This is a genomic window from Marinobacter alkalisoli (assembly GCF_045449795.1).
Taxonomy (GTDB): Bacteria; Pseudomonadota; Gammaproteobacteria; order Pseudomonadales; family Oleiphilaceae; genus Marinobacter.
Genome location: NZ_JBJJLB010000017.1, coordinates 37707 through 50785 on the forward strand (window position 1 = coordinate 37707; position 13079 = coordinate 50785).

At 58.2% G+C, this 13079-nt stretch carries 12 protein-coding genes; 3 read left to right on the forward strand and 9 right to left on the reverse strand.

Translation table 11 applies throughout. The features are described from left to right. Nucleotides 1–14 precede the first annotated feature (14 nt). The 9 genes from ispD to ACJO3M_RS08555 form a co-directional block, all read right to left on the reverse strand. Nucleotides 15–716, reverse strand: coding sequence for a 2-C-methyl-D-erythritol 4-phosphate cytidylyltransferase (ispD, locus tag ACJO3M_RS08515; protein WP_407000973.1), 702 nt, complete (start codon nucleotides 714–716; stop codon nucleotides 15–17). Nucleotides 717–725: 9 nt separating this feature from the next. Next, nucleotides 726–998 carry a septum formation initiator family protein gene (locus ACJO3M_RS08520; RefSeq protein ID WP_406985379.1) on the reverse strand — a complete coding sequence of 91 codons (273 nt, stop codon included), beginning with the start codon at nucleotides 996–998 and terminating at the stop codon, nucleotides 726–728. Nucleotides 999–1201: 203 nt separating this feature from the next. Continuing rightward, nucleotides 1202–2497, reverse strand: coding sequence for a phosphopyruvate hydratase (gene eno / locus ACJO3M_RS08525; RefSeq protein ID WP_407000975.1), 1296 nt, complete (start codon nucleotides 2495–2497; stop codon nucleotides 1202–1204). A gap of 116 nt (nucleotides 2498–2613) precedes the next feature. Next, a complete protein-coding gene (gene kdsA / locus ACJO3M_RS08530; protein WP_407000976.1) occupies nucleotides 2614–3459 on the reverse strand; it encodes a 3-deoxy-8-phosphooctulonate synthase in 846 nt (281 codons plus the stop codon). A gap of 2 nt (nucleotides 3460–3461) precedes the next feature. After that, complete coding sequence (gene pyrG / locus ACJO3M_RS08535; RefSeq protein WP_407000977.1) at nucleotides 3462–5090, reverse strand: CTP synthase; 1629 nt, start codon at nucleotides 5088–5090, stop codon at nucleotides 3462–3464. A gap of 88 nt (nucleotides 5091–5178) precedes the next feature. Next, nucleotides 5179–6537 carry a tRNA lysidine(34) synthetase TilS gene (gene tilS / locus ACJO3M_RS08540; RefSeq protein ID WP_407000978.1) on the reverse strand — a complete coding sequence of 453 codons (1359 nt, stop codon included), beginning with the start codon at nucleotides 6535–6537 and terminating at the stop codon, nucleotides 5179–5181. Next, nucleotides 6521–7474: an acetyl-CoA carboxylase carboxyl transferase subunit alpha gene (gene accA / locus ACJO3M_RS08545; protein ID WP_407000979.1), complete on the reverse strand. Its 954-nt coding sequence runs from the start codon at nucleotides 7472–7474 to the stop codon at nucleotides 6521–6523. The genes tilS and accA overlap by 17 nt, the downstream gene beginning before the upstream one ends. A 149-nt stretch (nucleotides 7475–7623) precedes the next feature. Then, nucleotides 7624–11106 carry a DNA polymerase III subunit alpha gene (gene dnaE / locus ACJO3M_RS08550; protein WP_407000980.1) on the reverse strand — a complete coding sequence of 1161 codons (3483 nt, stop codon included), beginning with the start codon at nucleotides 11104–11106 and terminating at the stop codon, nucleotides 7624–7626. A 44-nt stretch (nucleotides 11107–11150) separates the two neighbouring features. Continuing rightward, the gene (locus ACJO3M_RS08555) at nucleotides 11151–11552 is read right to left on the reverse strand and encodes a TlpA family protein disulfide reductase (protein ID WP_407000981.1); all 402 of its coding nucleotides are present in this window, start codon (nucleotides 11550–11552) and stop codon (nucleotides 11151–11153) included. A 135-nt stretch (nucleotides 11553–11687) separates the two neighbouring features. Between ACJO3M_RS08555 and arsC the strand changes: the two genes are divergently transcribed. From arsC to ACJO3M_RS08570, 3 genes are read left to right on the forward strand one after another with little or no spacing between them, the layout of a single operon-like run. Beyond that, entirely contained in the window at nucleotides 11688–12041 is a 354-nt protein-coding gene (gene arsC, locus ACJO3M_RS08560) for an arsenate reductase (glutaredoxin) (RefSeq protein WP_407000982.1), read from the forward strand. 13 nt (nucleotides 12042–12054) lie between these two features. Next, nucleotides 12055–12657, forward strand: a complete 603-nt coding sequence (wrbA, locus tag ACJO3M_RS08565; RefSeq protein ID WP_407000983.1) for an NAD(P)H:quinone oxidoreductase — start codon at nucleotides 12055–12057, stop codon at nucleotides 12655–12657. 44 nt (nucleotides 12658–12701) lie between these two features. Beyond that, on the forward strand, nucleotides 12702–13070 hold the full coding sequence (locus ACJO3M_RS08570) for a DUF2069 domain-containing protein (RefSeq protein ID WP_407000984.1): 369 nt from the start codon (nucleotides 12702–12704) through the stop codon (nucleotides 13068–13070). The last annotated feature ends 9 nt before the right edge of the window (nucleotides 13071–13079 follow it).

Genomic DNA, 13079 nt, shown 5'->3' on the forward strand with positions numbered 1-13079 from the left:
CCGTGCAGGCAAATTCAGAGCTGGCTGAGGATAAAACCCGCCAGGGCGAGATCCGCCGGGACAGTCACTTTGATATTGTCCGGGCGCCCTTCCACCAATACCGGCATGTTACCTGAAAATTCCATGGCAGAGGATTCATCCGTCACAGGCTGACCATTTTCCACGGCCTGCTCGAGGGCATTGACCAGTTTGGCGTACCGGAACATTTGGGGAGTGAGGGCTCGCCACAGGGAACTCCGATCCACTGTCTCCAGGGCTTCCGGAGGGGTGGCGTTGTTCCCCCTTTTCAGAGTATCGGCAACGGGAGAGGCCAGCAGGCCGCCGACATCATGGTTCTGCAGCGAAGTTATCAACCGGGTCAGATCGTCCCGGTGGAGGCATGGACGGGCAGCATCGTGGACCAGCACCCAGTCATCCGCACCCGCCTGAGGTGTCAGCGCACGAAGAGCCGAAAGAACCGAGTCTGCCCGTTCGGAGCCACCACGGCAGGTTTGTATTCGGGAATCGCCACTGGCCTCGGTGTCCGGCCACCAGCAGTCGTCCGGATGGAGGGCGACCATGCAACCATCAAACGGAGCAAAATCGAGGGTACGTGACAGGGTGATATCGAGGATATAACGACGATCAATCCTGAGGTACTGCTTGGGGCACTCGGCCTGCATGCGCTGGCCAATACCGGCGGCAGGCACGATCAGCCAGAATCGTGGATTCGTCATTGGCTTGTATCAGTTTTCAACAACCAGGAAGAAGGTTTCATCGTCACGGATAAGCCCCAGGTTCATCCTCGCACGCTCTTCCACCGCGCCCTGCTCGTTATGCAGGTTACGGACTTCAGCGTATAGGCGTTCGTTGCGGGCGGACAATTCGGCATTCTCTTCCCGCTGCTCGGAAATGGATTGCTGCAGGGCCCATACCTGCGCGAAGCTGCCCTCCCCGATCCACAGGCGCACCTGCAGCAGGAGTATCAGCACAGCCATGATGGACCAGAGCAACTTCATTGCTAATTCCGTTTAATAAAAGCCGAACAAAAAACCAACACCGAGTGCTGAGTATAGACCTTAGAGTAGATTAACAACAAATTCTTCTAAATGGTTGTGTAAAAAGGCCATCGTGACTGAATGTTCATCCAGATCACGATGGCCTTAACATTTTGTTACCTGGATTGAGCATTAATACAGGTAAAAAATGACTCCGTCAGACCTCAGCCCTGACCCTTGATTTCGGTCAGGCCACGGTAAGGCGCCTTACCGTCCAGGGCTTCCTCGATGCGCAGCAACTGGTTGTACTTGGCAACGCGATCCGAGCGGCACAGGGAACCGGTCTTGATCTGGCCGGCGCAGGTGGCCACCGCCAGGTCGGCAATGGTGGTGTCCTCGGTTTCACCGGAACGGTGGGAGATCACTGCCGTGAAGCCTGCGTCCTGAGCCATTTTGATGGCGTCGAGGGTTTCGCTCAGGCTACCGATCTGGTTGAATTTGATCAGGATGGAGTTACCAACGCCCTTGTCGATACCCTGCTTGAGGATTTTGGTGTTGGTTACGAACAGGTCATCACCCACCAGCTGAACCTTGCTGCCCAGCTTGTCGGTCAGCACTTTCCAGCCGTCCCAGTCGCTCTCGTCCATGCCGTCTTCGATAGAGACGATCGGGTAACGCTCGCTCAGGCCTGCCAGATAATCCGCGAAACCTTCGGAATCGAAGCTCTTGCCTTCACCGGACAACTGGTACTGACCATCCTTGTAGAACTCGGAAGACGCGCAGTCCAGAGCCAGGGTCACATCAGAACCCAGCTTGTAACCGGCCTTCTCGACCGCTTCCTGAATCACCGCCAGCGCTGCTTCGTTGGACGGCAGGTTCGGAGCGAAACCACCCTCGTCACCCACTGCAGTGTTCAGGCCCTGAGATTTCAACACCTTCTTCAGGCTGTGGAAGATCTCGGCACCAATACGCAGGGCTTCCGCAAAGCTTTTGGCCGCCACCGGCTGAACCATGAACTCCTGGATATCAACGTTATTGTCGGCGTGTTCGCCACCGTTGAGGATGTTCATCATCGGCACCGGCATGGAGTACTTGCCGGACGTGCCGTTCAGGTCCGCAATGTGCGCGTACAGCGGCTTGCCCAGAGACGTGGCTGCCGCCTTGGCCGCAGCCAGGGAAACCGCCAGAATCGCGTTGGCGCCCAGATTGGCCTTGTTTTCGGTGCCATCCAGTTCCAGCATTACATTGTCCAGGGCACGCTGATCAGCTGCGTCCTTGCCGACCAGGGCTTCACGGATTTTGGTGTTTACCGCCTCAACGGCCTTCAGCACGCCTTTACCCAGATAGCGGTTTGCGTCCTTGTCCCGAAGCTCCAGGGCTTCACGGGAACCGGTGGACGCACCGGAGGGCGCACAGGCACTGCCAATGGTGCCGTCTTCAAGAATCACATCCGCTTCAACCGTGGGGTTCCCGCGGGAATCCAGTACTTCACGGCCTTTGATGTTGGCAATTTTTGTCATTCGTCCGAATCTCCGTATTTTCAATGTCTAGAAGGTTATGATTTATAGTTCGATCAAGAGCAGTCGGGGTATGACTGCTCGCTCCCCCCGAGCAATACAAAAACAGAAACCGCCCTTCAGGCGGTGTCGATAGGTTTAAAACTCTTAACGAGATCATCCACGGCCTTGACCCGCTGAAGGAATGGCTCCAACTGGCTCAGACGCAAGGCGCAAGGGCCGTCGCATTTGGCATTATCCGGGTCCGGATGAGCCTCCAGAAACAGGCCGGCCAGGCCCTGGGACATACCCGCAAGCGCGAGATCGGTTACCTGGGCACGGCGGCCACCAGCGGAATCCGCGCGACCACCGGGCATTTGCAGTGAGTGCGTCACATCAAACATCACCGGCACATTCATGGACTTCATGATGCCGAAGCCGAGCATGTCGACCACCAGGTTGTTGTAACCGAAGCTGCTGCCCCGCTCGCACAGGATGACCTTGTCGTTACCGGCTTCTTCGCACTTGGTGATGATGTGCTTCATTTCCTGGGGCGCCAGGAACTGGGCTTTCTTGATGTTGATCACGGCGCCGGTTCTGGCCATGGCGACCACCAGATCGGTCTGGCGGCTCAGGAAAGCGGGCAGCTGGATGATGTCGCACACCTCTGCCGCTGGCGCTGCCTGCGCTGGCTCATGGACATCGGAAATAATGGGGACACCGAATTTGCTCTTGATGTCTGCCAGTATCTGCAACCCCTTGTCCAGGCCAGGGCCACGGAAAGAGTTCACGGAAGAACGGTTTGCCTTGTCGAAGGAAGCCTTGAAGACATACGGAATGCCCAGCTTGCCGGTGGCCTCAACGTAAGCCTCGGCCACTTCCATGGCCAGCTCGGGAGATTCCAGCACATTCATGCCGCCAAACAGCACGAACGGTTTGTCGTTGGCGACCTCAATTCCGGAGACGTTGACCGTGCTCTGCGCCATGCTCAGGATTCCTTCTTGTGGGCCAGTGCCGCCTGGACAAAGCCCTTGAACAGGGGATGCCCGTCACGGGGCGTTGACGTGAATTCCGGGTGGAATTGGCACGCCACGAACCAGGGATGATCCGGAGCCTCGACAACTTCCACCAGACGGCCATCGGTCGAGCGACCGGATACCTTCAATCCGGCGCCTTCCAGGTTTGGCAGGAAATGGTTGTTCACTTCGTAACGATGGCGATGACGCTCACGGATGGTTTTCTTGCCGTAGCAGTTGGCAATGGTGGAGCCCTCGGTCAGCACACAGTCCTGTGCGCCGAGGCGCATGGTACCACCCAGGTCGGATTCCTCGGTGCGTTCCTCACGTTCCCCACTGGCATCCAGCCATTCGGTAATCAGGCCAACTACCGGTTCCGGTGTGTGCTGGCGGAACTCTGTGCTGTGAGCGTCCTTCAGGTTGGCCACGTTGCGCGCATATTCGATAACCGCTACCTGCATGCCAAGGCAGATACCCAGATACGGCACCTTGTTTTCGCGGGCATACTGTACCGTGCGAATCTTGCCTTCCACGCCGCGCTCACCAAAGCCGCCCGGCACCAGGATGGCGTCGGCACTGTCGAGCGCTCCGGTACCGTCACGCTCGATGTCCTCGGAATCGATGTAGTTGATCTTCACCTTGGTACGGGTCTTGATACCGGCGTGCAGCAAGGACTCGATCAGAGACTTGTAGGCATCCAGAAGCTCCATGTATTTGCCCACCATGGCAATGGTCACTTCGTCTTCCGGATTCATCAGGGATTCCACAACCGCGTCCCACTCACTCAGGTCCGCGGCACGCGCATCCAGGCTGAAGCGTTCGATCACCAACTGATCGAGACCATGTTCATACAGCATTCGTGGAATGGCATAGATGGACTTGGCGTCCTGCAACGGGATGACCGCCCGCTCTTCCACGTTGGTGAACAACGCAATCTTGCGGCGGGAGCTGGCATCTACCTCGTGTTCCGAGCGGCACAGCAGGATATCCGGCTGCAGACCGATGGAACGCATTTCTTTCACGGAGTGCTGGGTCGGCTTGGTCTTGATCTCACCGGCTGTGGCAATGTAAGGCACCAGCGTCAGGTGCATGAACAATGCCCGCTGGGGGCCCACTTCCACCTTTAGCTGACGGCAGGCTTCCAGGAACGGCAGGGACTCGATATCACCCACAGTGCCGCCAATTTCGATCAGCGCCACATCAGAACCGGCGGCCCCCTCCACCACACGACGCTTGATTTCGTCGGTGATATGGGGAATGACCTGCACGGTGCCGCCCAGATAGTCTCCGCGACGCTCCTTGCGAATCACCTCTTCGTACACACGGCCGGTGGTGAAGTTGTTGCGACGACTCATGCGGCTACGAATGAATCGCTCGTAGTGTCCCAGGTCGAGGTCGGTTTCCGCGCCATCTTCGGTGACAAATACTTCACCGTGCTGAAACGGGCTCATGGTACCGGGATCCACGTTGATGTACGGGTCCAGCTTGAGGATAGTGACCTTCAGGCCGCGTGCCTCGAGGATCGCAGCCAGTGAAGCGGATGCGATACCTTTCCCCAAGGAGGACACGACACCGCCGGTGACGAAAATATAACGCGTCATGCAGATTCCATGATTGTCTGGTTCGGTGAAGAGAGGGAGATTGTCATCTCAAGATGGGACGCCAGACTACCAGAAACCCCCACCTTACTCAATCAAATTCCCGCTCCACAACAATGCGCCAGCCGGCGGCTGGGGCCTCCCCACAGTATTTACCGGAAAGCCACAGGTCGCCAACGGCGACCAGTTCCTCACCGTCTTCCTGGCCCTCGAAAACCAAGGGGATCCGCGCCCTTTCCCAGGGTGGCACCTTCTGTTCCTGCAACCATTTCTTAAGCGGTTTCGAGGGCCCATCAGGACGGGTCCGTATGCGCTCGCCACCCTGCCTCGTAGATATTCGTATTGGCGGAGGAGCATTATCTGGGGTAACGGTCGCACTCAGAGTGAACCGCCAGGCACCGACCTGAACCGGATGCCCGGGCGCCAGGGATTGCGGCACCGGCAGGTCCCCGGGCTGATCGGGCACCAGGTAGATCCAGCCATGGAAACGGCGCAGTGAAAATCCTTCACCACGGAACTCGGGCTCCCTGTCTGCTGCGGACAGTAACAACTCATCCAATACCTGTTGCCAGTTTGCCACCGCCGGATACCGGTAACCTGACCGGGTGACCCACCAGTGCACAAGGTTTTTCTGCTCCGCTAGACTGAGACCAAGCATCTGGGTGACCCGCAGTCGCCCCTCACCCCCCGCCACCGAAGCGTAATGAATCTGGGCCAGGGACGCCGCCAGCTCGCCCTGATTATGGCAGGCCGAGGCGCTGTGCCCAAGCCGCTTGATCAGTGATGGCCAGCGGGATTTGAGCAGTGGCATGACCGAATGGCGCAGGAAGTTACGATCGTATTTAAGGTCGGTATTGCTGGGGTCTTCCACCCAGATCAGGCCTGCCTGCTGCATCCAGTCCTGAATCTGCTGGCGACTATAGGCCAGGAGCGGCCGATGCAGCTCCCCCTGGCCAAGAGCCCGGCTGGACGGCATACCCGCAAGGCCAGCCACGCCACTGCCCCGCAGCAGGCGAAACAACACGGTTTCGGCCTGATCGTCACCATGGTGCGCCATCAGCAACAACTGACCAGGCTCCAGAATGCTTTCGAACACATCATAACGGGCCTGGCGCGCGGCTTCCTCGACACCACCGGTCGTCGACTCTTCGGTGGCGCTGACCTCGACGGTGACACGCCTGACGGTCAGAGGAATCGCCAGGCTTTGACACTGGTTCCTGCAGAATCGTTCGGTCTCTTCAGCGTTGGACTGGAGCTGATGATTGACGTGAATCGCTGCGATCGCCCGATCACTGCCCAGACATCGGGAGACGAGATGAAGAAGAAATACCGAATCGAGCCCGCCGCTAAGGGCAACCCACACACAGGAGGCATCGGGAAGGCGCCTGACCGACTCGCACAATTCCGCCGGCCAGGAAAAGTCCGGGGCGGATTTACCGCCCGGTGTCATATCGGGTCAGCCGCTCGTAACGGCGGGATACCAACTCATCGACGGGAAGACGGCTCAGCTCGGCAACCCCTTTCCGCAGGGTCTCACGGAGCGACTCGGACATCTTCTCGGGATTTCGGTGAGCGCCGCCCAGTGGCTCGTTGATGACATTGTCAGCCAGCCCCAGGTGTTTCAGGCGATCCGCCGTCACACCCATGGCTTCCGCTGCCTGGGCTGCGTACTCGGCGCTCTTCCACAGAATGGACGCACAGCCTTCCGGGGAGATCACGGCGTAGGTTGAGTACTGCAACATGTTCAACTGATCACACACACCAATGGCCAGTGCACCACCGGAGCCGCCCTCGCCGATCACCGTGGAAATGATTGGCGTTTTAAGACGCGACATCACCGCCAGGTTAAACGCGATTGCCTCGCTCTGGCCCCGCTCCTCGGCACCGATACCGGGATAAGCCCCTGGCGTATCAATGAAGGTGAGGATCGGCATGCGGAAACGTTCGGCCATTTCCATCAGACGCAGCGCCTTGCGATACCCTTCCGGACGCGGCATGCCGAAGTTACGCTTGACCTTGTCACGCACTTCCCGGCCCTTCTGATGACCGATAATCATCACCGGCTTGTCATCCAGGCGGGCTGTCCCACCAACAATTGAGAGGTCATCCGCATACCGACGGTCGCCGTGCAGCTCGTCAAAATCATCGAAGATCATTTCGATGTAGTCGAGCGTATAAGGCCGGCGTGGATGACGCGCCAGACGTGCCACGTCCCAGGGCTGCAGATCGGAAAAGATGCTCTCCGTCAGGCTGACGCTTTTGCTTTTCAGCCGATTGATTTCATCGGAGATGTTGATGTCGGTGTCGTTACCCACCATGCGAAGCTCTTCGATCTTCGCTTCCAGGTCGGCAATAGGCTGTTCGAAATCAAGATAGTTAGGGTTCATGATGTTCCATCATTTGATTGCAGGACGGAAATTTATCCCGTCAAACCAGAATTTTGGACAAAGATAGCAGTGCCCGCTCCGAGGCTAAAGCGGACATTGGTATGAGTCCGCAGTCTGACAAACATTTAACGTTAAACCTGCTGCATCCCTCAATCATAGACCAGTTCCACGGACTGGTCGCCCACAAGGTAGCGTAACTCCAGCAACAGGTCGTCATCTGGCTGGATCCTCCAGGCTTCTCCCAACTCAATGCGTGTTCTCGCTTCCGCGCTACTGTACTCGATCCACACCGGACTACCTTCGCAGCGGAAGGGGTCAAGGGTGTTACCCAGTTTGTCCAGCAGCCCGTTTTGCAACTGGTCGGCATGCAGCGACAATTTCAGCCCGCGGCTGAATTGCTGGCGCGCGGTTCCGACGTCCATGACGGAATTAACCCGCATTTTCATTTGCCCGGAATAATCATCGTGGCTGACCTGACCTTCCACCACGATCACCTGGTCCGATTGCAACAACTCACGGTTCTCGAAGAACGCTTCCGAAAACAGCGTGGCTTCGATGCGGGCACTGCGGTCATCCAAGGTTATAAAACACATGGTGGAGCCGGTACGGGTTTTCATGGTGCGCTGGGCAACCACGAGCCCGGCCACCCGCTGGGGTGACTTGTTGGGCTTGAGGTCAGAGATGGACGAACGCACAAACCGACGCACCTCCTTCTCGTATTCATCGAACGGGTGTCCGGTCAGGTACAGACCCAGGGTGTCCTTCTCCCCCTTCAGCCGCTCTTTCTCCGGCCATTCCCGGACATGAGCCACGTCTTCGTAGGGATCGGTGTCGCCGCCCGCTTCCAGGGTTTCCCCAAACATGTCCATCATGCCCACGGCGTCGTTACGGGACTGCTGCCCCGCCTGTTGCACCGCCTTGTCGATGCTGGCCATGAGCTGGGCCCGGCCGGCACCCATTTTGTCCATGGCACCGGAGCGGATCAGCGCTTCCATGGCCCGCTTGTTGACTTTCTTCGGGTCCACCCGGCGACAGAAATCGAAGATATCCTGATAGGGCTCGCCATCGGCCCGGCCTTCCACAATACTCTGGATCGGCCCTTCCCCCAGCCCCTTGATGGCGCCGAGACCATAAACGATCTGGCCGTCGTCGTTAACGGTAAAGGTATATTCCGAGCGGCTGACGTCCGGCACCAGAAGGTCCAGCTTCATGTTCCGGCACTCTTCCACCAGCGTTACGACCTTGTCGGTGTTCTGCATATCGGCAGTGAGTACCGCGGCCATGAATTCGGCCGGGTAATGGGCCTTCAGCCACAGCGTCTGATAGGACACCAGGGCATAGGCGGCGGAGTGCGATTTGTTAAAGCCGTAACCGGCGAACTTTTCCACCAGGTCGAAGATGTTCTCCGCCAGGACTTTGTCGATGCCATTCTTTTCGCAGCCGTCAAGAAAGAACTGTTTCTGCTTGGCCATCTCCTCGGGTTTTTTCTTACCCATGGCCCGACGCAACATGTCGGCGTTACCGAGGCTGTACCCAGCCATCACCTGGGCGATCTGCATGACCTGCTCCTGGTACAGGATGACCCCATAGGTGGGCTCCAATACCGGTTTCAGGCCATCGTACTGGTAATCCGGGTGAGGAAACGAGACCGGCTGCCGGCCATGCTTACGGTCGATAAAGTCATCCACCATCCCCGACTGCAGCGGGCCCGGACGGAACAGCGCCACCAGGGCGATCATATCCTCCAGGGAATCCGGCTGCAGTCGCCGGATCAGGTCTTTCATACCACGGGATTCCAGCTGGAACACCGCCGTGGTTTCCGCTTTCTTCAGCATGTCGAAAGACGGCACGTCGTCCAGCGGAATCTCGTTGATATCCAGCGGTGGCAATCCACGCTTTTCCCGACGTGGATTGACCATTTTCAGGGCCCAGTCGATGATCGTCAGGGTCCGCAAACCCAGAAAGTCGAACTTCACCAGACCGGCATCTTCCACGTCGCCCTTGTCGAACTGGGTGACCAGGCTGCCGCCTTCGTCATCGCAATACAGCGGCGAGAAGTCGGTAATCTTGGTGGGCGCGATGACCACGCCCCCGGCGTGCTTACCAGCGTTACGGCACACACCTTCCAGTTTCAGGGCCATATCCCAGATTTCCTGGGCTTCCTCATCCTGCTCGAGGAAATCGGTCAGCTGAGGTTCCTGCTCAAGAGCCTTCTCCAGGGTCATCCCCGGCTCAAACGGAATCATCTTGGACAGTTTGTCCGCCAGGCCGTAGGACTTGCCCTGCACACGGGCCACGTCCCGCACCACCGCCTTGGCGGCCATGGTACCGAACGTGATGATCTGGGATACCGCCTCACGGCCATATTTCTCGGCCACGTAGGCAATCACCCGGTCCCGGCCTTCCATACAGAAGTCGACGTCGAAGTCGGGCATGGATACCCGTTCCGGGTTCAGGAAGCGCTCAAACAGCAGGTCGTATTCCAGCGGGTCCAGATCGGTGATCAGCTGCGCGTAGGCTACCAGGGAGCCGGCGCCGGAACCCCGGCCAGGGCCCACCGGCACGCCGTTGTTCTTCGCCCATTTGATAAAGTCCATTACGATGAGGAAGTACCCGGGGAACCCCATCTGGATGATGATATCCAGCTCAAAGTTGAGACGCGTGTAATAGGCTTCGCGCTTGGTGTCGTATTCGGGATCGTCCTTGCTCAGGGTTTTGGCCAGGCGTTCTTCCAGGCCGTCTTCCGACACCTTGCGGAAGTATTCGTCCATGGTCATCCCGTCGGGGATCGGGTAGTTGGGCAGGAAGTACTCACCCATGCGAACCTTGACCGAGCAGCGGCGGGCAATCTCGACGGTGTTCTCAACCGCTTCGGGAATGTCCTCGAACAGCTCGATCATCTCTTCCGCACTGCGGAGGAACTGCTGATCACTGAACCGGCGGTCACGGCGGGGATCATCCAGAGTCCGGCTTTCGCCAATGCACACCCGGGCTTCATGGGCCTCGAAATCTTCGGTCTCCAGAAAATGAACATCGTTAGTGGCCACCACCGGAATCGCCAGGGATTCCGCCAGCTCGACGTTCAGGTGCAGGCAGTCTTCATCGCCGGCGCGGCCGGTGCGCTGAAGCTCCAGGTAATAGGCATCCGGATAGAGATTCATCCAGTATTCGGCCCGTTCCCGGGCCAGCTCCGGCTTACCCGCCAGCAACGCCCTGCCCACATCACCGAACTTGCCCCCCGACAGAGCGATCAGGCCTGCTGAACGGGCTTCCAGCCACGCCCGCTGAATGATGGGCTTACCAAAGCGCTGGCCTTCCGTGTAGCCCTGACTGATGATTTCAGTCAGGTGAAGGTAACCGTCATTGTTACGGGCCAGCAGCGTCAGACGGAAGGGGTTTTCCGGCTCCTCAGGATTCTCCAGCCACAGATCGGCACCAATAATGGGCTTGACGCCCGCTCCGGTGGCGGCCTTGTAAAAGCGCACAAGCGCGCACATGTTCGACTGATCGGTGAGGCCCACGGCCGGCATGCCGAGCTCCGCAACCCGGCTGACCAGCGGCTTGACCCGCACCAGTCCATCCACCATGGAGTATTCGGAGTGTACGCGGAGGTGTACAAAGGTTTGCGCCATAACGTCAGGCTATTCCTGCTGTTGAATTCCAGTTGCGGGCGATATCAGCCGCCCGTCAGTTCTATCACTTCTGCTTCCGTCACGGGTCCGAAACGGGTCTCGCGCAGCTCACCCTCAGGATTCACCACAAAGGTAGCAGGCAATCCCACCGGGGTTTTCCAGCCAAACTCAGGGCCCGGATCTTCCGCCAGCATGGTATAGCGGATACCCATGGTTTCGCCCAGATCGACCAGCGCCTGCCCCTTGATGCCGTCAAAATTCACGCCCAGCACAGTAATACGGCTACTGCGGTCCAGCTTATTCAATTCGGGTATTTCTTCCAGGCAAGGCTTGCACCACTCGGCCCAATAATTCACCAGGACCCACTGCCCCCGAAGACTGTCCCAGTCGACAGGCTCACCTTGTGCCTGCTCGAACGCCACCTTCCCACAACCAGACAGTGCCAACAGCGAGATCACCACGACCAGAGGTGAAAAGAGAGTTCGACAACGAGACCTTGCAGGGTACTGCACGGGGAGTCCTCCTGTTAGACTACGGGGCATCCGAAATTCAGGAAAGCCATTTAAAACTCAGGCCAGAAGATGACAGAACCGACCCGTATTTTCCACAACCCCCGCTGCTCAAAATCCAGACAAACTCTTGAACTGCTTACCGATCGCGGTATCGAGCCGGAGATTATACGCTACCTTGAAACCCCACCGACAGAGCAGGAACTCATACACATTCTGGATGTGCTCGGTTGTGAACCCCGCCAGCTGATGCGCACCAAGGAAAAGGAGTACCGGGAACTTGGCCTGGATAGCCCGGAACTGGATCGTGATGCATTGGTCAGTGCCATGGTGGCCAATCCCAAACTGATTGAACGCCCTATCGTGATCCGTGGCGACAAGGTCGCTCTGGGTCGTCCGCCGGAAAACGTACTGGCCATTCTATGACCGGAGCCTGTTGATGTCGTCTGACACCCCATACGTACTGGTGCTCTACTATAGCCGAACCGGTCAGACCGCCGAAATGGCCACCCAGATTGGCCGCGGTGTATCGCGGGTGAACGGTGTGGACGTTCGCATTCGCACGGTGCCACCGGTGTCTCCGGATACCGAGTCAACCCTGCCACCGGTTCCCGACAGCGGCGCCCCCTACGCCAGCAAGGACGACCTTGCTCATTGCGCCGGCCTGGCCATTGGCAGCCCGACCCGTTTCGGCAACATGGCGGCGCCGCTCAAGCACTTTCTGGACAACACCGGGGATCTGTGGCTGAACGGCACCCTGTCTGGCAGGCCCGCCGGAGCGTTTACCTCCACCGGCAGTCTGCACGGCGGCCAGGAAACCACCCTGCTCAGCATGATGCTGCCCCTGTTGCACCATGGCATGGTGTTGTGTGGCGTGCCCTATTCAGAGTCAGCGCTGAATGAAACCTCGTCCGGAGGCACGCCCTATGGCCCTTCTCACTGGGCGGGCACTGGCGAGCAGCGGCCGCTGACAAGCCATGAAAAAACCGTTTGCCAGAGCTTTGGTGAACGACTGGGCACCCTGGCACTGAAACTTTATTGAGCCAGCATTCAAGACACTGACAAGATCATAAACGGAAAGCACCTATGCTCCACAACCCGAAAGCACGCATAACAGCCAGACTGACCATCGGTCTTTATATTGCGGTCCTGGCGACCCTTCTGATTACCACGTTTTATCCAACCCAGGTCGAGGGCGTGTCGGTTCCGCTGATGCTGACAGTCAAACTGCTTCCCCTGCTGGCCTTTGCAGTTCCTGTCTTTCGCGGTCATAACCGGGGATATATCTGGATGGCCTTTGTGGTGATTTTTTACTTCACCCAGGCCGTGGTATCCGCCTGGCTGAGCGAAGGCGCCGCCGCCTGGCTCATCCTGACGATTCTGACGTTCCTGCTGTTCACGGTCGCCATGGTGCATCTGAAAGTGAATCGACCGCATCCGGCCCCGGGCGCATGATGGGATCCA

Excerpts from the sequence above, each read along its gene's own strand:
- pyrG (WP_407000977.1), bottom strand. The coding sequence starts at position 5,090 with ATGACGCGTTATATTTTCGTCACCGGCGGTGTCGTGTCCTCCTTGGGG.
- tilS (WP_407000978.1), bottom strand. The coding sequence starts at position 6,537 with ATGACACCGGGCGGTAAATCCGCCCCGGACTTTTCCTGGCCGGCGGAA.
- ispD (WP_407000973.1), bottom strand. The coding sequence starts at position 716 with ATGACGAATCCACGATTCTGGCTGATCGTGCCTGCCGCCGGTATTGGC.
- wrbA (WP_407000983.1), top strand. The coding sequence starts at position 12,055 with ATGTCGTCTGACACCCCATACGTACTGGTGCTCTACTATAGCCGAACC.
- arsC (WP_407000982.1), top strand. The coding sequence starts at position 11,688 with ATGACAGAACCGACCCGTATTTTCCACAACCCCCGCTGCTCAAAATCC.
- ACJO3M_RS08570 (WP_407000984.1), top strand. The coding sequence starts at position 12,702 with ATGCTCCACAACCCGAAAGCACGCATAACAGCCAGACTGACCATCGGT.
- accA (WP_407000979.1), bottom strand. The coding sequence starts at position 7,474 with ATGAACCCTAACTATCTTGATTTCGAACAGCCTATTGCCGACCTGGAA.
- ACJO3M_RS08520 (WP_406985379.1), bottom strand. The coding sequence starts at position 998 with ATGAAGTTGCTCTGGTCCATCATGGCTGTGCTGATACTCCTGCTGCAG.
- eno (WP_407000975.1), bottom strand. The coding sequence starts at position 2,497 with ATGACAAAAATTGCCAACATCAAAGGCCGTGAAGTACTGGATTCCCGC.
- dnaE (WP_407000980.1), bottom strand. The coding sequence starts at position 11,106 with ATGGCGCAAACCTTTGTACACCTCCGCGTACACTCCGAATACTCCATG.
- kdsA (WP_407000976.1), bottom strand. The coding sequence starts at position 3,459 with ATGGCGCAGAGCACGGTCAACGTCTCCGGAATTGAGGTCGCCAACGAC.